General features: G+C 68.9%; 19 protein-coding genes and 1 pseudogene. 11 read left to right on the plus strand and 9 right to left on the minus strand.

Annotated features, from left to right (window positions below):
- Positions 1-11 precede the first annotated feature (11 nt).
- From ET445_RS11985 to ET445_RS12000, 4 genes are all read left to right on the plus strand, one after another.
- On the plus strand, positions 12-1,226 hold the full coding sequence (locus ET445_RS11985) for a phosphoglycerate kinase (RefSeq protein WP_129191502.1): 1,215 nt from the start codon (positions 12-14) through the stop codon (positions 1,224-1,226).
- The gene (tpiA, locus tag ET445_RS11990) at positions 1,217-2,005 is read left to right on the plus strand and encodes a triose-phosphate isomerase (protein WP_129191503.1); all 789 of its coding nucleotides are present in this window, start codon (positions 1,217-1,219) and stop codon (positions 2,003-2,005) included. Before ET445_RS11985 ends, tpiA begins: the two co-directional genes overlap by 10 nt.
- A 160-nt stretch (positions 2,006-2,165) precedes the next feature.
- On the plus strand, positions 2,166-2,417 hold the full coding sequence (secG, locus tag ET445_RS11995; protein ID WP_129191504.1) for a preprotein translocase subunit SecG: 252 nt from the start codon (positions 2,166-2,168) through the stop codon (positions 2,415-2,417).
- A 12-nt stretch (positions 2,418-2,429) separates the two neighbouring features.
- Positions 2,430-2,795: an RNA polymerase-binding protein RbpA gene (locus ET445_RS12000; protein WP_129191505.1), complete on the plus strand. Its 366-nt coding sequence runs from the start codon at positions 2,430-2,432 to the stop codon at positions 2,793-2,795.
- A 108-nt stretch (positions 2,796-2,903) separates the two neighbouring features.
- On the opposite strand, the gene pgl is transcribed toward ET445_RS12000, so the two are convergent.
- The 6 genes and pseudogenes from pgl to tkt all read right to left on the minus strand — a co-directional run bounded on the left by pgl (position 2,904) and on the right by tkt (position 11,007).
- On the minus strand, positions 2,904-3,674 hold the full coding sequence (gene pgl, locus ET445_RS12005; protein WP_129191506.1) for a 6-phosphogluconolactonase: 771 nt from the start codon (positions 3,672-3,674) through the stop codon (positions 2,904-2,906).
- Positions 3,671-4,626, minus strand: a pseudogene (locus ET445_RS12010) (glucose-6-phosphate dehydrogenase assembly protein OpcA). The gene pgl and the pseudogene ET445_RS12010 overlap by 4 nt, the downstream one beginning before the upstream one ends.
- Positions 4,623-6,164 carry a glucose-6-phosphate dehydrogenase gene (gene zwf, locus ET445_RS12015; RefSeq protein WP_129191507.1) on the minus strand — a complete coding sequence of 514 codons (1,542 nt, stop codon included), beginning with the start codon at positions 6,162-6,164 and terminating at the stop codon, positions 4,623-4,625. Before zwf ends, ET445_RS12010 begins: the two are co-directional and overlap by 4 nt.
- A gap of 14 nt (positions 6,165-6,178) precedes the next feature.
- Positions 6,179-7,783, minus strand: coding sequence for a glucose-6-phosphate isomerase (locus ET445_RS12020; protein ID WP_129191508.1), 1,605 nt, complete (start codon positions 7,781-7,783; stop codon positions 6,179-6,181).
- Entirely contained in the window at positions 7,780-8,889 is a 1,110-nt protein-coding gene (gene tal / locus ET445_RS12025; RefSeq protein ID WP_129191509.1) for a transaldolase, read from the minus strand. The genes ET445_RS12020 and tal overlap by 4 nt, the downstream gene beginning before the upstream one ends.
- 27 nt (positions 8,890-8,916) lie before the next feature.
- Positions 8,917-11,007: a transketolase gene (gene tkt, locus ET445_RS12030; RefSeq protein ID WP_129191510.1), complete on the minus strand. Its 2,091-nt coding sequence runs from the start codon at positions 11,005-11,007 to the stop codon at positions 8,917-8,919.
- A gap of 354 nt (positions 11,008-11,361) precedes the next feature.
- Here tkt and ET445_RS12035 point away from each other — a divergent pair, with 354 nt between their 5' ends.
- Positions 11,362-12,279, plus strand: coding sequence for a heme o synthase (locus tag ET445_RS12035; RefSeq protein WP_129191511.1), 918 nt, complete (start codon positions 11,362-11,364; stop codon positions 12,277-12,279).
- 37 nt (positions 12,280-12,316) lie between these two features.
- On the opposite strand, the gene ET445_RS12040 is transcribed toward ET445_RS12035, so the two are convergent.
- Positions 12,317-13,243 carry a COX15/CtaA family protein gene (locus ET445_RS12040; protein ID WP_243695190.1) on the minus strand — a complete coding sequence of 309 codons (927 nt, stop codon included), beginning with the start codon at positions 13,241-13,243 and terminating at the stop codon, positions 12,317-12,319.
- Positions 13,244-13,490: 247 nt separating this feature from the next.
- Here ET445_RS12040 and sufB point away from each other — a divergent pair, with 247 nt between their 5' ends.
- The 6 genes from sufB to ET445_RS12070 are packed head-to-tail and all read left to right on the plus strand — an operon-like array spanning position 13,491 to position 18,459.
- Positions 13,491-14,909 (plus strand): Fe-S cluster assembly protein SufB, encoded by a 1,419-nt coding sequence (gene sufB / locus ET445_RS12045; RefSeq protein ID WP_129191512.1) that lies wholly within the window; start codon positions 13,491-13,493, stop codon positions 14,907-14,909.
- 14 nt (positions 14,910-14,923) lie between these two features.
- A complete protein-coding gene (gene sufD, locus ET445_RS12050) occupies positions 14,924-16,099 on the plus strand; it encodes a Fe-S cluster assembly protein SufD (protein ID WP_424922848.1) in 1,176 nt (391 codons plus the stop codon).
- 1 nt (position 16,100) lies between these two features.
- A complete protein-coding gene (locus ET445_RS12055) occupies positions 16,101-16,427 on the plus strand; it encodes a non-heme iron oxygenase ferredoxin subunit (protein WP_129191514.1) in 327 nt (108 codons plus the stop codon).
- Positions 16,428-16,476: 49 nt separating this feature from the next.
- Positions 16,477-17,262: a Fe-S cluster assembly ATPase SufC gene (sufC, locus tag ET445_RS12060; RefSeq protein ID WP_129191515.1), complete on the plus strand. Its 786-nt coding sequence runs from the start codon at positions 16,477-16,479 to the stop codon at positions 17,260-17,262.
- A gap of 20 nt (positions 17,263-17,282) precedes the next feature.
- Positions 17,283-17,612, plus strand: a complete 330-nt coding sequence (locus ET445_RS12065) for a metal-sulfur cluster assembly factor (RefSeq protein ID WP_129191516.1) — start codon at positions 17,283-17,285, stop codon at positions 17,610-17,612.
- Positions 17,613-17,634: 22 nt separating this feature from the next.
- The gene (locus ET445_RS12070; protein WP_129191517.1) at positions 17,635-18,459 is read left to right on the plus strand and encodes a methyltransferase domain-containing protein; all 825 of its coding nucleotides are present in this window, start codon (positions 17,635-17,637) and stop codon (positions 18,457-18,459) included.
- Between the two features lie 34 nt (positions 18,460-18,493).
- Here the strand turns inward: ET445_RS12070 and ET445_RS12075 are convergent, their stop codons facing one another.
- Complete coding sequence (locus tag ET445_RS12075; RefSeq protein ID WP_129192540.1) at positions 18,494-18,727, minus strand: hypothetical protein; 234 nt, start codon at positions 18,725-18,727, stop codon at positions 18,494-18,496.
- Entirely contained in the window at positions 18,727-19,173 is a 447-nt protein-coding gene (locus tag ET445_RS12080; RefSeq protein ID WP_129191518.1) for a GNAT family N-acetyltransferase, read from the minus strand. Before ET445_RS12080 ends, ET445_RS12075 begins: the two co-directional genes overlap by 1 nt.
- Between the last annotated feature and the right edge of the window lie 19 nt (positions 19,174-19,192).

Here is a 19,192-nt window from a genome sequence, read left to right on the forward strand (position 1 = left end):
ATCGAGCAGACGTGTCGTTGCGAACGATCGATTCCCTCGGTCCGCTCGCCGGCAAGCGCGTCGTCGTTCGGTGCGACCTCAACGTTCCTCTGAAGGACGGGGTCATCACCGACGACGGCCGCGTGCGGGCATCGGTCCCCACGCTCGAGGCGCTCGCCGCCCAGGGCGCACGCCTCATCGTGGTCTCCCATCTCGGGCGGCCCGACGGCGCCCCCGACCCGAAGTACAGCCTCGCTCCCGTCGCGGCGCGTCTCGGTGAACTCATCGACGCGCCCGTCGCGTTCGCGACCGACACGGTCGGGGCGGATGCCTCTGCCAAGGTCGCCGCACTCGGCGACGGCGAGATCGTGGTGCTCGAGAACCTGCGGTTCAACGCGGGGGAGACCTCGAAGGACGACGCCGCTCGCAGCGCGTTCGCCGAGGAGCTCGCGGGCTTCGCCGACGCCGTCGTCTCCGACGGGTTCGGCGCCGTGCACCGCAAGCACGCGAGCGTCTACGACCTCGAGCAGCTGCGGCCGAGTGCCGCGGGGCTCCTGATCGCGGCCGAGCTCGACGTGCTCGACCGGCTCACCGAGAACCCCGAGCGCCCGTATGCGGTCGTGCTCGGCGGCTCGAAGGTGTCCGACAAGCTCGGCGTGATCGCGCACCTGCTCCCTCGTGTCGACACGCTCCTCATCGGCGGCGGCATGCTCTTCACGTTCCTCGCGGCCCAGGGCCACAAGGTCGCGTCGAGCCTGCTCGAGGCCGATCAGATCGACACGGTCAAGGGCTATCTCGCCGAAGCGGCCGAGCGCGGTGTCGAACTCGTGCTGCCGACCGACGTCGTCGTCGCAGAGTCGTTCTCGGCCGATGCGGCGCACGTCGTCGCGCCGGCGGATGCGATCGAAGACACGCCGTTCGGGGCATCCGGACTTGGACTCGACATCGGACCCGACACGGCAGCCGCGTTCGCGGAGCGCATTCGCAACTCGAAGACGGTGTTCTGGAACGGGCCGATGGGCGTGTTCGAACTCGCCCCGTTCGCCGACGGCACCCGTGCCGTCGCCGAGGCGCTCACCGAGGTCGACGGCCTCAGCGTCGTGGGCGGCGGCGACTCCGCCGCGGCCGTCCGTCAGCTCGGCTTCGCCGACCAGGCGTTCGGACACATCTCGACGGGCGGCGGGGCGAGCCTCGAGTTCCTCGAGGGCAAGAAGCTCCCCGGACTGGAGGTCCTCGGATGGCAGTGAAGCGCACCCCCTTCATCGCGGGCAACTGGAAGATGAACCTCGACCACCTGCAGGCGATCGCCTTCGTGCAGAAGCTCGCATGGTCGCTCGCCGACGCGAAGCACGATTTCGCAGACGCCGAGGTCGCGGTCTTCCCGCCGTTCACCGATCTCCGCAGCGTGCAGACGCTCGTCTCGGCCGACAAGCTCGAGCTCGCCTACGGCGGTCAGGACGTCTCTGCGCACGATTCGGGCGCGTACACGGGCGAGATCTCGGGGGCGTTCCTCAAGGCGCTCGACGCGAAGTACGTCATCATCGGTCACTCCGAGCGTCGCCAGTACCACGGCGAGACCGACGCCGACATCAACGCCAAGGTGCTCGCCGCGCAGCGGCACGACCTTGTCCCGGTGCTGTGCGTCGGCGAGACGGCCGAAGATCTCGAGAAGCACGGTGCGAGCGCCGTGCCCGTCGCCCAGCTCCGCGCCGCGCTCGAAAGCGTCGACGCCTCCAAGGAGATCGTCGTCGCCTACGAGCCCGTGTGGGCGATCGGTTCGGGTCAGGCGGCGACGCCCGACCAGGCCCAGCAAGTCGCAGCGGCGCTTCGCACGGTGCTCGTCGAGCTCCTCGGCGAAGAGGCCGCCCAGGCGACCCGCGTCCTCTACGGCGGCTCGGTCAAGGCGGCGAACATCGCGTCGTTCCTTCGCGAGCCCGACGTCGACGGCGCACTCGTCGGCGGCGCGAGCCTCGACATCGACGAGTTCTCAGCGATCGTCCGGTTCAAGAAGCACGTCGGAGCCTGACGTCGGCGTCGGCGGGCGGAAACCGCACGGCCTCAGCCGATTTCCGCCCGTTCGGCCGACTTCTCGGCCTGATCCACGGTGGTTCGCCGCGGATCAGGCCGACTCCGTTTACACTAGGTATTCGGCACGCCATCCCTGCGCGTGCCCGGAAAGGTTCAACGTGGAGATCCTCCAGGTCGTCCTGCAGGTGCTGCTCGGTCTCACGAGCATCCTGCTGACGCTGCTCATCCTGCTGCACAAGGGTCGCGGCGGCGGTCTGTCCGACATGTTCGGCGGCGGCGTCACGTCGAGCCTCGGCGCCTCGGGCGTCGCGGAGCGCAACCTCAACCGCATCACGATCATCCTCGGTCTCGTGTGGGTGACGTGCATCATCGTGCTCGGGCTCATCACGAAGTTCGACGTCGGCGTCTAAGCGGGGAGCGAGATGGTTTCAGGCAACAGCGCCATCCGAGGCTCGCGCGTCGGAGCGGGCCCCATGGGCGAGCAAGATCACGGGTTCCACGCCGATCGCGTCGCCATCAGCTACTGGGATGCCCTCGGCAACGAGACAGTGCGCTACTTCGCGGCCAATCTCCCCGATGAGGAGATCCCGCAGGTCATCGACAGCCCGTCGACCGGGCTTCCGGCCGGTCGCGACAAAGACAACCCGCCCGCGGTCGCCAAGGCCGAGCCGTACAAGACGCACCTCGCCTACGTGAAGGAGCGCCGTACCGAAGAAGAGGCGGCGAGCCTCCTCGAAGAGGCGCTGCAGCAGCTCCGCGAGCGTCGCGGCACCGCCTCGGCGGAGTGATCCACACGCGCTGACCGCATCGGCGGTCGCGAAGCCGCCGTGCGAACAACGCGCAAACGGCGAAGGGCCGGTTCCATTCGGAACCGGCCCTTCGCCGCGCGTACGGGATCAGTACCCGGGTGCGATGAGTGCCTCGGGGACTTCGGCGGCGGCCGCGGCGTCGACGAAGAACACCGTTCGGCGACGCCCCTTGATGCCGGCCACCGGCACTTCGTCGCGGCTCGCGCCCGCTAGGGCGAGGCCGAGGGCCGAGGCCTTGTCGGCGCCCGCGAGGACGAACCAGACGCGTTCAGAGGCGTTCAGGACCGGCCGGGTGAGGCTCAATCGCTCGGGTGGCGGCTTGGGCGAGTTCCGGACGGCGATCACCGTGCGGTCTTCGACCTCGATGCCCGGTCGGTGTGGGAAGAGCGACGCGATGTGCCCGTCGGGCCCGACACCGAGGAACGTGATGTCGAACACGGGGTGTTCGACGTCTCCGGTGCCGAACCGAGCGAGCTCGGACGTGTACGCGGCCGCAGCCTCGTCGAGACCGATCCCCGCGTCGGATCCGGCGAACGGGTGGATGTTCTCCTCGGCGATCGGAAGGCGTGCGAAGAAGGCATCGCGTGCCTGCTGGTCGTTGCGCTCGGCATCGCCCTCGGGCAGCCACCGCTCGTCGCCCCACCAGAAGTGCACCCGACTCCAGTCGATCGAGGCCTGAGCCGAAGACCCGGCCACTTCGCCGAGGACGGCCGCGCCCATCGATCCGCCGGTGAGGGCGATGTGTGCAACCTCCTGGCCATCCAGGATGTCGAGGAGCTTCGTGATGAAGCGTGCCGCGACCGCGCTCGCGAGGGCCGCCTTCTCAGGGTGGACGAGCACCCGCCGCTCGTTCGTCATCGGGTCGCCCGCACGAGCTCGCTGCCCGCGAGCAGTGCGAGGCCGTGCGTGATGACCTCGCCGTAGAGCTCGTCGGGGTCGAGGCGGCGGAGCTCGTCGGAGAGGCAGTCGCGGAGCGTACGACGGGGCAGCGCGACGTCATGGGTCGGCTGTCCAGGCTGCTTCAGCGTCGCGACGCCGGGAACGTCGCGGACGAGGTCGATCGGACCGCCGGCGCGCTGGAGGTGGACGCCGTGGATGCCGTGCGGGCCGCCGTCGACGGGCGAGAGCTCGTACTCGGTCTCTGCGCCGAGGGCGAGCTTGAGCCACGCCGCGAGCAGCGTGGTCGACGGAGAATCGATCGCACCGTCGACCGCGACATGTGTCACCGACTCGTAGGGAGGCTGGTCGAGGACCGCCGCGAGCTGCGCCCGCCACAGGGTGAGGCGCGTCCACGCGAAGTCGGCGTCGCCGGGGATGTAGTTCTCGGCGAGGAGCGACAGCGCCGCTTGCGGATCGGCCTGCGCCGAGGCATCCGTGATGCGTCTCGACGCGAGCCGTCCGAGGGGTGAATCGCCGGGCCGGACCGGCGCCTCGCCAGGCCACCAGGTGACGACCGGGGCATCCGGAAGCAGCAGACCCGTGACGAGGCCCTCCTCGTCGGTCGCAGCATCGCCGCACACGCGGAGGACGATGACTTCGCTCGCTCCGGCGTCACCGCCGACGCGGATCTCCGCGTCGAGGCGACTCGGCAGGGCGTAGTCGTCGGATTCCTTCGAGACGACGATGACGCGCATGGGGTGCTCACGCGACGCGTCGTTCGCGGCCTCGATCGCTTCCTCTTCGCCGGCGGCATTGGTCGCGATGACGAGGGTGAGGACTCGACCGAGGGCGACGGCGCCCCCTCCTCACGAATCTTCACGAGCGCCTTCGAGATCGCACTCGTCGTGGTGTCGGGCAGGTCGACGATCATGGGCGTCTCCAGCTTCGTCCGTCTCGGGCAAGGAGGGCATCGGCGGAAGCCGGGCCCCAAGTGCCCGGACGGTACTGCTCGGGCTGTCCTTGCTTGGCCCAGAACTCCTCGATCGGGTCGAGGATCTTCCAGCTCAGTTCGACTTCCTCCTGGCGGGGGAAGAGCGGCGGTTCGCCGAGGAGGACGTCGAGGATGAGCCGCTCGTACGCCTCGGGGCTCGCCTCGGTGAACGCATGGCCGTAGCCGAAGTCCATCGTGACGTCGCGCACCTGCATGCCCGCGCCGGGGACCTTCGAGCCGAAGCGGATCGTGACGCCCTCGTCGGGCTGGACCCGGATCACGAGCGCGTTCTGCCCCAACTGCGAGGTCTGGCTGTCGGCGAACACCTGTTGCGGGGCGCGCTTGAACACGACCGCGATCTCGGTGACGCGGCGGCCCAGTCGCTTGCCGGCGCGAAGGTAGAACGGCACGCCAGCCCAACGGCGGGTACCGATGAGGAGCTTCATCGCGGCGTACGTCTCGGTCGTCGACTCGGGGTTCATGCCGTCTTCCTCGAGGAATCCGACGACCTTCTCACCGCCTTGCCAACCGCCCGCGTACTGACCGCGCGCGGTCGCCGCCCCGAGGTCGTCGGGGAGACGGACGGCGCGCAGGATCTTCTCCTTCTCGGCGCGCAGATCGGCCGCATCGAACGAGATCGGCTCTTCCATCGCCGTGAGGGCGAGGAGTTGGAGCAAGTGGTTCTGGATGACGTCGCGTGCCGCGCCGATGCCGTCGTAGTAGCCGGCGCGGCCGCCCACGCCGATGTCTTCGGCCATCGTGATCTGCACGTGGTCGACGAAGTTCGCGTTCCAGATGGGCTCGTAGAGCTGGTTCGCGAACCGGAGCGCCAGGATGTTCTGGACGGTCTCCTTGCCGAGGTAGTGGTCGATGCGGAAGACCGCGTCGGGCGGGAACACGCTCGCCACGACGTCGTTGAGCTCGCGCGCCGTCTGGAGGTCGCTCCCGAAGGGCTTCTCGATGACGACCCGTCGCCACTGGCCGTCGCGCTGTTCGGTGAGGCCCGAACGCTTGAGCTGCGACACGACCTCGGGGAACGACTTCGGCGGGATCGACAGGTAGAACGCGTGATTGCCCATCGTGCCGCGTTCGACGTCGAGCTTGTCGACGACCTGGCGAAGACGGTCGAACGCCGCGGCATCGTCGAACGTGCCCGACACGAAGCGGATGCCTCGTGAGAGCTGCTGCCACACGTCCTCTCGGAACTCGGTGCGCGCGTACTGCTTGACCGAGTCGTGAACGATCTGCGCGAAGTCCTGGTCTTCCCAGTCGCGGCGGGCGAACCCGACGAGCGCGAACCCCGGCGGGAGGAGCCCGCGGTTGGCGAGGTCGTACACCGCCGGCATGAGCTTCTTGCGCGACAGGTCGCCGGTCACACCGAAGATGATGAGACTCGACGGCCCGGCGATGCGGTTCAGCCGGAAGTCTTTGGGAGAACGGAGCGGGTTCTGGCCCGGACCGATCGTTGACGGCTCCATTCGCGTCTCCTCGGTCAGCCGATGGCGTCGCGCAGCGTCTCGAGCTGCGCCGCCGGGTCGGTGAGGGTCAGGGTCAGGACGGGACGGTCGTGGTCGGCGAGTACGCTCGCGTCCCCCGATGCCTGCGCGGCGATCAGTTCGCCGAAGGTGAAGGGCCGCTCGGGGATCGAGAGGTCTTCGACGGACCGCTGTGTGAGCTGGAGGAATACGCCCACCGCAGGACCGCCCTTGTGGAACTGGCCGGTCGAGTGCAGGAAGCGGGGACCCCAGCCGAACGTGACGGGTCGGCCGGCGCGCGCCGCGAGCAGGTCGCGGAGTTCAGCGAACTCGGGGTGCGCGACCCGGTCGATGTACGCCTGCACCGAGAGGTAGCCGTTGGCGGGCAGCTCCTCGAGGAGGACGTCGATCGCCGACACGAGGTCGCTCGCGGCGCCGATGACGTGCGGCGTGCCGCGCACCTCGATGCCTTGGGCGACGAACGCCGCCGGCGCAGGCTCGGGGCGCGCGTCGAGGAGACCTCGCGCCGCGACTTTCGCCGACTCGACGTCGGGCTGGTCGAACGGGTTGATGCCGAGCAGACGCCCGGCGACGGCCGTCGCGTACTCCCACACGAGCAGTTGCGCGCCGAGGGTGCCCGACACGCGGATCTCGCCCGACTCGTCGTCGGCGAAGATCTGCTCGCCGGCGTCGTCGACGAGCCGGACGATCTGCACGTCGGCGAGGTCGGCGGTGAGCTCGGGTGCATCGAGCCCGACGACGACGGGCAGGATGCCAGCGCCCTCCTTGCCCGTCGACTCGGCGATGAGCTGTTCGGCCCAGTCGGCGAAACCGACGATGTGGGTGCCGTCGGCGACGATGACGAGCTTGTTGCGGAGCGGCACGGTCGCCGCGATCGCCGCGCCGAGCACGAGTCCCGGGTTGTTCTCGGCATCGACCGCGAGCGGGAGTTCGATCGACTCGGCCTCATCGAGGATCTCGGAGATGTCGACGCCCGCGAGGCCCGACGGCACGAGTCCGAAGGCCGTGAGCGCCGAGTAGCGGCCGCCGACGTCCGGGTCGGCGTTGAACACACGGTAGCCCGCAGCGCGGGCCGATTCGTCGAGCGGCGAGCCCGGGTCGGTGACGACGACGATGCGGGCGGCCGGGTCGATGCCCGCAGCTGCGAACGCCGCTTCGTACGCGCGGCGCTGACTGTCGGTCTCGACGGTCGAACCCGACTTCGACGACACAACGAGCGCCGTCGTCTCGAGCCGATCGGCCAGGCTCGCACGGACCTGGCCCGGCTCGGTCGAGTCGAGCACCGTCAGTTCGGCGCCCGTCGTGCGCGCGATGACCTCGGGCGCGAGGGACGAGCCGCCCATGCCGGCGAGCACGATGTGGTCGACGCCCTGCGCGCGGAGCTCGTCGCGGAGGGAGATGATCTCGGCCACGAGCGGGCGCGAGAGTGCGACGGCCTCGGTCCAGCCGAGGCGCTTCGACGCCTCGGCCTCGGCTTCGGGACCCCAGAGTTCGGGGTCTTGTGCCGTGATGCCCGACGCCACCCGGTCGGCGACGAGCTGCGGCACGACACGGCGAACCGCATCGGCCGCAGCCCCGCTGACGGAGATGCGGAAGCTCAACGGGCCCCCTCGAGTGCCGTACGCACGGTGTCGAGGAGCTCGTTCCAGGAGACGATGAACTTCTCGACGCCCTCGCGCTCGAGGAGCGCGGTGACGTCGTCGTAGTCGACGCCGACGCTCGCCAGCGAGTCGAGGATCGCCCCGGCAGCCGCGTACGAACCCGTGACGGTGTCGCCCACGACGACGCCGTGGTCGAACGTCGCCTCGAGCGTCTTCTCGGGCATCGTGTTGACGACTCCGCGCGCGACGAGTTCGGTCACGTAGAGCGTGTCGGGGAGGGCCGGATCCTTGACGCCGGTCGAGGCCCACAGCGGTCGCTGAGCGTTTGCGCCCGCTGCAACGAGGGCTTGTGCGCGCTCGCCCGCGAAGACCTCTTCGAAGAGCTCGTACGCGAGCTGCGCGTTCGCGACGCCTGCCTTGCTCTTGAGCGCGAGGGCCTCGTCGGTGCCGATCGCGACGAGCCGCTTGTCGATCTCGGTGTCGACGCGCGACACGAAGAACGAGGCGACTGAGTGGATCGTCGAGAGGTCGAGACCCGCGGCCTTCGCCTCTTCGAGGCCCGCGAGGTACGCCTCGATGACCTCGCGGTACCGGTCGAGGCTGAAGATGAGCGTGACGTTGACGCTGATGCCCGCGGCGATCGTCTGACGGATCGCGTCGAGGCCCTCGACCGTGGCGGGGATCTTGATCATCGCGTTGGGGCGGTCGACCTTGGCCCAGAGCGCCTTCGCCTCTGCGACGGTGCCCTCGGTGTCGTGGGCGAGACCCGGTGCGACCTCGATGGACACGCGGCCGTCGACGCCTGCGGTGGCGTCGTAGATCGGACGGAAGACGTCGGACGCGGCGCGCACGTCGTCGGTCGTGATCTCGAAGACGGCCTGCTCGAGGTCAGCCCCGGCCGCGGCGAGGGCGTGGAGCTGCTCGGCGTAGACGGCGCCGTTCGCGAGCGCACCTGCGAAGATCGTCGGGTTCGTCGTCACGCCGACGACGTTGCGGTCGGCGATGAGCTGCTCGAGGCTGCCCGAGACGAGGCGCTCGCGCGACAGGTCGTCGAGCCAGATGCTGACGCCCGCAGCGGACAGGGCGGCGGTGGGAGTGGTGCTCATGGTGTCGATTTCTCCTTCTGCTGCGCCTTATGCGGCGAGCGATTCCTTCGCGGCGGCGACGACGGCCTCCGCGGTGATGCCGAACTCACGGAAGAGCGTCTTGTAGTCGGCCGAGGCACCGAAGTGCTCGATCGAGACGGCGCGGCCGCGGGTGCCGAGGTAGCGCTGCCAACTGAGGGCGAGGCCGGCCTCGACCGATACGCGGGCGGTCACGGCGACAGGAAGGACGGACTCGCGGTAGGCGGCATCCTGCTCTTCGAACCACTCGAGGCTGGGAGCCGACACGACGCGCGCGTTGACGCCCTCGGCGGCGAGCGTGTCGCGCGCCGCGATCGCGAGCTGCACTTCTGAGCCCGTCGCGATGAGGATGACGTCGGGCGTGCCGCCGGGAGCTTCGGCAAGGACGTAGGCGCCCTTCGCGACGTTCGCGGCCGAGGCAAGGACGTCGCCGGATGCCTCGCCCGCGCCGCGCTCGAACACGGGGATGTTCTGGCGGGTGAGCGCGATGCCGACAGGCTCGTGACGGCGCTTGAGGGTCTCGAGCCACGCGTACGACACCTCGTTGGCGTCGGCCGGGCGGAGGATCGTGAGGCCCGGGATCGCGCGGAGCGTCGAGAGCTGCTCGATGGGCTGATGGGTCGGGCCGTCCTCGCCGAGGGCGACGGAGTCGTGGGTCCACACGTAGACCGCGGGCACCTTCATGAGGGCGGCCAGACGCACCGCGGGGCGCATGTAGTCGCTGAAGATGAGGAACGTGCCGCCGAACGGACGCGTCGGTCCGTGCAGGACGATGCCGTTGAGGATCGCGCCCATCGCGTGTTCGCGGATGCCGAAGTGCAGCACGCGGCCGTAAGGGTTGCCGCTGAACTCGTGCGTCGACCACTGCTCGGGCACGAATGAGGCCGCCCCGTTGATGGTCGTGAGGTTCGACTCGGCGAGGTCGGCGGAGCCGCCCCAGAATTCAGGGAGGAGCGGAGCGAGGGCGTTGATGACCTTGCCCGACGCGGCGCGGGTCGACACCTCGGTGCCGCCCTCGAACACGGGGAGCGCGGCCTCGAGGCCCTCGGGCAGTTCGCCCGCCTCGAGACGGTCGAGCAGCGCCTTGCGCTCGGGGTTCGCCGCGGCCCACGCGTCGAATCCGACCTGCCACTCGGCGTGCGCCGCGGCACCGCGCGCGAGGGCGCCACGCGTGCGCTCGATGACGGCGTCTTCGACGACGAAGGTCTGCTCGGGGTCGAAGCCGAGCACCTCCTTGGTCGCGGCGAGCTCCGACGCGCCGAGCGCCGAACCGTGGATCTTGCCGGAGTTCTGCTTGCCGGGGGAGGGCCAGCCGATGATGGTCTTCAGGATGATGATCGACGGCTTGTCGGTCTCGCCCTTGGCGGCCTCGATGGCGTCGTTGAGGGCCTCGACGTCTTCGACGTACTGGCCGGTCTTCTTCCAGTCGACGGTCTGCACGTGCCAGCCGTACGCGGCGTAGCGCTCGGCGACGTTCTCGGTGAAGGCGATGTTGGTGTCGTCTTCGATCGAGATCTGGTTCGAGTCGTAGATGACGACGAGGTTGCCGAGCTGCTGGTGACCGGCGAGCGAGGATGCCTCGCTCGTGACGCCTTCCTGGAGGTCGCCGTCGCCCGCGATGACGTAGACGAAGTGATCGAACGGAGAGGTGCCGGCCGGAGCATCCGGGTCGAACAGACCGCGCTCGAAACGAGACGCGTAGGCGAAACCCACCGACGAGGCGAGGCCCTGGCCGAGCGGACCCGTGGTGATCTCGACGCCCGCGGTGTGGCCGTACTCGGGGTGGCCGGGGGTCTTCGAGCCCCACGTGCGGAGCGCCTTGAGGTCGTCGAGCTCGAGGCCCGACCCTTCGAGGTAGAGCTGCACGTACTGGGTGAGCGACGAGTGGCCCGCCGAGAGGATGAACCGGTCGCGACCGATCCAGTGCGGGTCGGCGGGGTCGCGGCGCATGACCTTCTGGAAGAGGAGGTATGCCGCGGGGGCGAGGCTCATCGCCGTGCCGGGGTGCCCGTTGCCGACCTTCTCCACCGCATCCGCCGCGAGCACGCGCGCCGTGTCGACGGCGCGGGCGTCGGTGGAATCCCATTGCAGAGTTGCCACGAGGTGTTCGTTCCTTCCGATCGTGGCGGCGTCACAGGAGCCGTCTGGCCCCGGGAACCGCCGGGATACGCTACGGCGCGGTGGAGCCCGGGCAAGCAGAAACACCAGATCGTCGTTCAGAGGACGGCATGAGGAATCCGCGCAGCCGGGCGCGCTGCTCTCAGTATAGGGATGCGTGCATGCCGCGGGTCCGGCTGTGACACGAGGTGTCCGCCCGAGGCATCCGCTCTGTGCGAACAGACCGCAGACCGGCGGGAGGCCGCCCGCCGACCGCGCCCGGCCGCCCCGATGTCCTAGAATCGTGTGGGGTCGCGCGGTTCGCATCGTGCTGTCGCGCGTCCGAGAAGAGGAACGATGCCCGCAGTAGCCACCCGTGAGAGCCGTCAGGCGACGCCGATCCGGCGCAAGATCGCCGCGTACGTGGCGTTGACGAAGCCCCGGGTGATCGAACTCCTGCTCGTCGTGACCGCGCCGACCATGATCCTCGCGACCGGCGGCCTGCCGAACCTCTGGCTCCTCGTCGCGACCCTCGTCGGCGGCGCCATGAGCGCGGGTTCGGCCGGTGCGTTCAACTGCTACATCGACCGCGACATCGACCGCGTCATGAAGCGCACGAAGAACCGTCCGCTGGTGACGGGCGAGCTGACCGACGGTGAAGCGCTCGTCTTCGCATACGGGCTCGGCATCGCGTCGATCGCGTGGCTCTGGATCTTCACGAACTGGGTCGCGGCGGCGCTCTCGCTCGCGGCCATCTTGCTGTACGTCGTCTTCTACAGCCTCATCCTCAAGCGCCGCACCGCGCAGAACATCGTGTGGGGCGGCGTCGCCGGCTGCATGCCCGTGCTCATCGGCTGGGCCGCGGTGACGGGCAGCCTCGACTGGGCGCCCTTCATCCTCTTCCTCATCATCTTCCTGTGGACGCCGCCGCACTACTGGCCGCTCTCGATGAAGTACAAAGACGACTATGCCGCCGCGGGCGTGCCGATGCTCGCCGTCGTGCGCGGCCGCGCCCAGGTGGGTCTGCAGGTCATCCTCTACGCGTGGGCGACCGTCGCGTGCTCGCTCCTTCTCATCCCGATCGCCGACATGGGCCTTGTCTACACGGCCGTCGCGATCGTCGTCGGCGGATGGTTCGTCTACGAGACGCACCGCCTCTACAACCTCGCGATCCGTCACGAGCAGGTCTCGCCCATGCGCGTGTTCCACGGGTCGATCGCGTATCTGTCGCTGCTCTTCCTGGCGGTCGGGATCGACCCGCTCCTGCCCTTCTGACGCGACCCGCCTTTCGACGGCCCGCCGTCGCGTGCGCTCAGGCGGCGACGGATGCCTCGGCCGGGCGCTCTGCGGCGACGGGTCGCTTGAGGCGGAGGATCACGACCGTCATGGTCGCGGCCGACAGAGCCGCGAGGACCATGTGGATGCCGACCGCGAGCGGGGGCAGGCCGTTGCGCGCCTGGTAGAGGCCGACGGCGATCTGCACGAGTTCGACGGCGAGGAGCGTCGTGACCCATGTGCGGATCGGAAGGCGATTCGTCCAGGCGCCGATGACGAGCGCGAGGGTGAGGGCGAGGAGGACGTAGCCGGGCCACGCGTGGATGTGCTGGAGGAGCACGGCGTCGAAGCCCGTGCGGCCGGCCGCGGCATCTCCCGAGTGAGGACCCGACGCGGTCGTGAGCACGCCGAAGAGCACCGTGACGGCGAGGACGAAGCTCGTCGCGTGGGTGAGGGCCGCGAACCAGGCGGGCACGGCGCGCTCGCGCGGGCCGGGCACGGCGTCCATCCGCACGAGGAACGCGGCCGTCACGCACACGAGGAGAAGCGACGACACATAGTGGAAGCCCACGATGAACGGGTTGAGGCCGGTCCACACCGTCACCCCGCCGACGATCGCCTGTGCGACGATGCCGAGGCCGACGATGAGGGAGAGCGTGAAGAGGTCGCGCCGGGTGCGCTGCAGCTTCGCGACGAGCACCAGGATGAACACGACGAGCGCGACGATTCCGACGACGCCGGTCATCATGCGGTTGCCGAACTCGATGAGGGAGTGGTAGCTGAGCTCCTCGGTGGGGATGAGCGACTCGGGCGTACAGGTCGGCCAGGTGGGACATCCGAGGCCAGAGCCCGTGAGCCTGACCGCGCCGCCCGTCGCGATGATCGTCGTCTGCGCGAGGAAGTTGAGCCATGCCGCGACGCGCAGCGGACGGCTGATCTGGGTGGCTCCGGTCGCGGTGTTCACGCGCGTGATTCCGATCCGGATCGGCTCTGGCCATGCAGGGAGTCCACGGACTCCGCACCCGCCGACCCTGTAGACTCAAGGGGTTGGATCGCCCGCCCGAGTTGCGCTCGCGCGCCCGGCAGGCACCCAGCCATCTTAGGTTCGCAACGGAGCCGCCCGCACATCATCGGTCGACGTCGAGACATCTCGGCGAACGGTCCGGTGAGCCGGACTGATAGCCGGTCGCACGGGAGGAGAAGAGGAGCACATGACGGACGTACTGATCGACCGCCCCGAATTGGAAGGTCTCGGCGTCTACGAGTTCGGCTGGTCCGACTCCGACGCGGCCGGGGCGTCCGCCCGACGCGGCTTGTCGAAAGAAGTCGTGAGCAACATCTCGGCGCTGAAGAACGAGCCCGAATGGATGCTCCAGCGCCGCCTCCGCGCGCTGCAGCTCTTCGACCGCAAGCCCATGCCGTCGTGGGGCGCCGATCTCAGCGAGATCGACTTCGACAACATCAAGTACTTCGTCCGTTCCACCGAGAAGCAGGCCCAGAGCTGGGAAGACCTGCCCGAAGACATCCGGAACACCTATGAGCGCCTCGGCATCCCCGAGGCCGAGCGTCAGCGTCTCGTCGCGGGCGTCGCGGCCCAGTACGAGTCCGAGGTCGTCTACCACCAGATCCGTGAAGACCTCGAGGCACAGGGCGTCATCTTCCTCGACACCGACACGGCGCTGAAGGAGTACCCCGAGATCTTCGAGGAGTACTTCGGCACGGTCATCCCTTCGGGAGACAACAAGTTCGCGGCGCTCAACACGGCCGTCTGGTCGGGCGGCTCCTTCGTCTACGTGCCGAAGGGCGTGCAGGTCGAGATCCCGCTCCAGGCCTACTTCCGAATCAACACCGAGAACATGGGCCAGTTCGAGCGCACGCTCATCATCGCCGACGAAGGCTCGTACGTGCACTACATCGAGGGATGCACGGCGCCGATCTACAAGTCCGACTCGCTGCACTCGGCCGTCGTCGAGATCATCGTCAAGAAGAACGCGCGGGTGCGGTACACGACCATCCAGAACTGGTCGAACAACGTCTACAACCTCGTCACGAAGCGTGCCGTCGCCCACGAGGGCGCCACCATGGAGTGGATCGACGGCAACATCGGCTCCAAGGTGACGATGAAGTACCCGTCGATCTTCCTCACGGGCGAGCACGCCAAGGGCGAGACGCTCTCGGTGGCGTTCGCAGGCCCCGGCCAGCATCAAGACGCGGGCGCGAAGATGATCCACATGGCGCCGTACACGCAGTCCTCGATCGTCTCGAAGTCGATCGCGCGCGGCGGCGGTCGCGCCGGCTACCGCGGCGAGGTCCGCGTCGACGCGAACGCGCACCACTCGGCCAACACCGTGCGGTGCGACGCGCTCCTCGTCGACACGATCTCGCGTTCCGACACCTACCCCGCGATCGACATCCGCGTCGACGACGTGCAGCTCGGCCACGAGGCGACCGTCTCGAAGGTCAGCGAAGAGCAGCTCTTCTACCTCATGTCGCGCGGCATGCCCGAAGACGAGGCCATGGCGATGATCGTCCGCGGCTTCATCGAGCCGATCGCCCGCGAACTCCCGATGGAGTACGCGATGGAACTCAACAAGCTCATCGAAATGGGCATGGAAGGATCGGTGGGCTGAGTATGACCGCCGCTATGCAGAGCACAGCCATGCCCACGGCCGAGCAGCACGGACTCAAGGCCCACTCCGACGGCGCGGGCTCGTTCGTTCCCGTGCAGACGCGTTCCGAGCGGTTCCGCTCGGTGAAAGTCGCCGACTTCGAGCCCGTCACCGGCCGCGAGCACGAGTGGAAGCTCTCGCCCGTCGCCGCGTTCGCAGACCTCACGGGCGGCGAGCTCGACGGGTCGCGTTTCGAGATCGAAGCGACGGATGTCTCGGGCGTCGACGTCTCGTGGATCGGCCGCGACGACGCCCGCATCGGTGCCGCCGGCACGCCCGAAGAGCGCGCGTCGGCGAACGCCTGGTCGACCTTCGGCGAGGCGCTCCTCGTCAAGGTGACCGGTGAAGACGAGAAGGTCGCGACGATCACGCGCTCGGGCCTCGGCTCGTCGCCGCGCGCCGCGCACACCGTCATCGAAGCGGCGCCGTACAGCCGCGCACTCGTCGTCCTCCGCGGCACGGGCGATGCGCGCCTCACCGAGAACGTCGAGATCCTCGTCGGCGAAGGCGCCCAGCTTACGGTCGTCTCCCTCCAGGAGTGGACCGACGAGTCGGTGCACCTCGCGAGCCACTTCGCCCGGATCGGCCGCGACGCGAAGCTCAAGCACATCGTCGTCTCGCTCGGCGGCAAGGTCGTGCGACTGAACCCCTCGACCCACTTGGCAGAGCAGGGCGGCGACGTCGAGGCCCTCGGCCTCTACTTCTCCGACGCGGGCCAGCACCTCGAGCAGCAGGTGTTCGTCCACCACGACGCCCCCAACACGCGCTCGCGCGTGACGTACAAGGGTGCGCTGCAGGGCGAGGGCGCGCGCAGCGTCTGGATCGGCGACGTCCTCATCGGCAACGCCGCGGTCGGCACCGACAGCTACGAGCAGAACCGCAACCTCGTGCTCACCGACGGCACCCGTGCCGACTCGGTGCCGAACCTCGAGATCGAGACGGGCGACATCGCGGGCGCGGGTCACGCGTCGGCGACCGGCCGATTCGACGACGAGCAGCTCTTCTACCTCATGGCCCGCGGTATCACCGAAGACGAGGCGCGCCGCCTCGTCGTCCGGGGCTTCCTCGTCGAGATCGTGCAGCAGATCGGCTCGCCCGAACTCGAGGCGCGCCTCATCGCCGCGCTCGAAGCAGAACTGCAGGGGAGCTGACGTGGCATCCGTCCGTGTGTGCGCGGTCGACGACCTCGGAACGAACGAGGCGCAGCGCTTCGTCGTCGAGGGCAAGCCGATCGCGGTCGTGAAAGACGCCGCCGGCGACATCTTCGCCATCGGCGACACCTGCACCCACGGCGACATCTCGCTCGCCGAGGGCTTCGTAGAAGACGACACCCTCGAGTGCTGGGCCCACGGGTCGAAGTTCTCGCTGCACACGGGCAAGCCGCTCACCCTTCCGGCCTACGAGCCGGTCCCCGTCTACCAGGTCGAGATCGAGGGCGGCGACGTCTTCATCGACCCCGCGGTCACGCTGACCGTCTGATGCTCATTCCGGCTTCGCGGCCGGCCGATCGAAAGAAGAACCACACCTCATGTCCGTGCTCGAGATCAAGAACCTGCACGTCAACGTCGAGACCGACCAGGGCACCCGCGAGATCCTCCGCGGCGTCGACCTGGTGATCAACGAGGGCGAGGTGCACGCCATCATGGGCCCGAACGGCTCGGGCAAGTCGACCCTCGCGTACACGATCGCCGGTCACCCGAAGTACACCGTCGTCGACGGTGAGATCCTCCTCGACGGCGAGAACGTCCTCGAGATGTCGGTCGACGAGCGCGCTCGCGCCGGTCTCTTCCTCGCGATGCAGTACCCCGTCGAGATCCCCGGCGTCACCGTCACGAACTTCCTCCGCACGGCGAAGACCGCGCTCGACGGCGAAGCCCCCGCGATCCGCGGCTGGCTGAAGGATGTCCGGGGCGCGATGGCGAACCTCAAGATGGACCCGGCGTTCGCCGAGCGCAACGTCAACGAGGGCTTCTCGGGCGGCGAGAAGAAGCGCAACGAGATCCTCCAGCTCGAGCTGCTCAAGCCCAAGTTCGCCGTCCTCGACGAGACCGACTCGGGCCTCGACGTCGACGCGCTCAAGATCGTGTCCGAGGGCGTCAACCGTGCCCACGAGAACACCGGGCTCGGCGTCCTCCTCATCACGCACTACACGCGCATCCTCCGCTACATCAAGCCGCAGTTCGTGCACGTGTTCGTCGCGGGCAAGATCGCCGAGCAGGGCGGCCCCGAGCTCGCCGACCGTCTCGAAGAAGAGGGCTACGACCGCTACCAGGTCGCCGAGGCCGCCGTGGTGTCGGAGGGCGCGGCCGAATAGGCCGCGCGTAGACTCGACCCATGGTCACCTCACTCGCGCCTGAGAAGTACGACGAGGTCAGCGAAGCGCTGAAAGACGTCGTCGACCCCGAACTCGGGGTCAACGTCGTCGACCTCGGCCTCATCTACGACCTCGGCTGGGATGACGAGCACGATGCGCTCGTCATCCACATGACGCTCACGAGTGCGGGATGCCCGCTCACCGACGTGCTCGAAGAGCAGACGGCCGAGGCGCTCGACGGCATCGTCGACGCGTTCCGCATCAACTGGGTGTGGATGCCGCCGTGGGGTCCCGAGCGGATCACCGACGACGGGCGCGACATGATGCGCGCGCTGGGCTTCGCGATCTGATCGCTCGGCAGACGACCGAACGATGAGCGGCGAGGCGCGCGCGTCACGGAACCCGTCGTACAACCACGGGCACCACGAGAGCGTGCTCCGCGTGCACTCGTGGCGCACGGCCGAGAACTCGGCCGCGTACCTGCTGCAGCATCTGGCTGCCGACGCGCGCGTCCTCGACGTCGGCAGCGGCCCGGGCACGATCACCGTCGACCTTGCGCGTCTCGTTCCGAGCGGCGAAGTCGTCGGAGTGGATGCCTCGGCCGACGTCGTCGCGAAGGCGAACGGGTACGCGGCGAGTGCGGCGGTACGCAATGTCTCGTTCGCCTTCGGCGACGCCTATGCGCTCGATTTCCCCGACGGCAGTTTCGACGTCGTCCACGCGCACCAGGTGCTGCAGCATCTCGAGCGCCCGATCGACGCACTTCGCGAATGGCGGCGCGTGCTGAAGCCCGGCGGGCTCCTCGCGGTCCGTGACGTCGACTACGGCGGCACGATCTGGAGCCCGGCATCGGCGGGGCTCACACGCTGGCTCGAACTGCTCCACGACGTGTACGTATGGAACCGATCGACCGCCGACGCCGGTCGCCACGTCGCCCGGTGGGTGCGCGCCGCGGGATTCGGCGACGTCGAGTCATCCGGCAGCGTGTGGGTGTTCGCGTCCGACCTCGACCGGGAGTGGTGGGGCGGGTCGTGGGCCGAACGGGCGACCGAGTCCGAGTTCGCGGCGCACGCGATCGAGTCCGGTCACTCGAACCATGCCGAACTGGCCGAGATCGCCCAGGCGTGGCGCGACTGGCGCGACGATCCCGACGGCTGGCTGCTCATGCCGCACGGCGAGGTGCTCGCGCGAGCGTAGCTCGCGTCTGCGCGGTGCACTCGGACGCTCGGCCTCACCAGTCCTCGTCAGGCTCTTCGTCTGCCGCGGGCTCACGCGAACCGAGACCGCGGATCACCGTGCCGTCGTCGAGTTCGGCGATCGGCCGGCCCTCGAGCCAGGTGAGCGTCCAGCTGCCGCCCGCGGCGTCGGGCAGCGCGCCCTCGGCCTCGGCGATGCGCGCACGCAGCTCGTCGGGCACCGACCGCGGCGGCTCGGCGCCGAATGCCCACCTCGTGCCGAGCTGCATCACGCGTCCATCTCGTAGGTGACCCACTCGGTACGCCGGGCGAGCGAGTCGTAGAGCGCCTGCGCGTCTTCGTTCGCGGCCGACGTGACCCAGCTGACCCCGCCCGTGCCGAGCTCGGCCGCGCGCGAGTGCACGGTTTCGATGAGCGCACGCGCGACGCCGTTGCGCCGATGCTCGGGAACGACGTAGAGGTCGTCGAGGAACACCGCCGTCGTGGCGTTCAGGGTGTCGGGAACACCGCGGAAATGCGCGAGCGCGATCGCCTCGCCCTCCTCGTCGAACGCCAGGATCGCTTCGAGCGGGTGGGTCGCGTCACGAAGCCACGTCCAGACGGTGAGCGCCTTCTGGTCGTCGAGCTCGTGCTCGTAGAACCGGCAGTATCCGTCGAAGAGCGGCAACCAGGCGAAGAAGTCGTCGTCGCCGGCCGGGCGGATCTCGTGCGTCATCGATGTCCGATCAGTCGGT

It is taken from the genome of Agromyces protaetiae, from assembly GCF_004135405.1.
GTDB classification, from domain to species: Bacteria; Actinomycetota; Actinomycetes; order Actinomycetales; family Microbacteriaceae; genus Agromyces; species Agromyces protaetiae.

Excerpts from the sequence above, each read along its gene's own strand:
- ET445_RS12070 (WP_129191517.1), top strand. The coding sequence starts at position 17,635 with ATGAGCGGCGAGGCGCGCGCGTCACGGAACCCGTCGTACAACCACGGG.
- sufD (WP_424922848.1), top strand. The coding sequence starts at position 14,924 with ATGCAGAGCACAGCCATGCCCACGGCCGAGCAGCACGGACTCAAGGCC.
- ET445_RS12075 (WP_129192540.1), bottom strand. The coding sequence starts at position 18,727 with ATGCAGCTCGGCACGAGGTGGGCATTCGGCGCCGAGCCGCCGCGGTCG.
- pgl (WP_129191506.1), bottom strand. The coding sequence starts at position 3,674 with ATGACGAACGAGCGGCGGGTGCTCGTCCACCCTGAGAAGGCGGCCCTC.
- zwf (WP_129191507.1), bottom strand. The coding sequence starts at position 6,164 with ATGGAGCCGTCAACGATCGGTCCGGGCCAGAACCCGCTCCGTTCTCCC.
- sufB (WP_129191512.1), top strand. The coding sequence starts at position 13,491 with ATGACGGACGTACTGATCGACCGCCCCGAATTGGAAGGTCTCGGCGTC.
- ET445_RS12080 (WP_129191518.1), bottom strand. The coding sequence starts at position 19,173 with ATGACGCACGAGATCCGCCCGGCCGGCGACGACGACTTCTTCGCCTGG.
- ET445_RS12065 (WP_129191516.1), top strand. The coding sequence starts at position 17,283 with ATGGTCACCTCACTCGCGCCTGAGAAGTACGACGAGGTCAGCGAAGCG.
- ET445_RS12000 (WP_129191505.1), top strand. The coding sequence starts at position 2,430 with ATGGTTTCAGGCAACAGCGCCATCCGAGGCTCGCGCGTCGGAGCGGGC.
- tpiA (WP_129191503.1), top strand. The coding sequence starts at position 1,217 with ATGGCAGTGAAGCGCACCCCCTTCATCGCGGGCAACTGGAAGATGAAC.
- sufC (WP_129191515.1), top strand. The coding sequence starts at position 16,477 with ATGTCCGTGCTCGAGATCAAGAACCTGCACGTCAACGTCGAGACCGAC.
- ET445_RS12035 (WP_129191511.1), top strand. The coding sequence starts at position 11,362 with ATGCCCGCAGTAGCCACCCGTGAGAGCCGTCAGGCGACGCCGATCCGG.
- tal (WP_129191509.1), bottom strand. The coding sequence starts at position 8,889 with ATGAGCACCACTCCCACCGCCGCCCTGTCCGCTGCGGGCGTCAGCATC.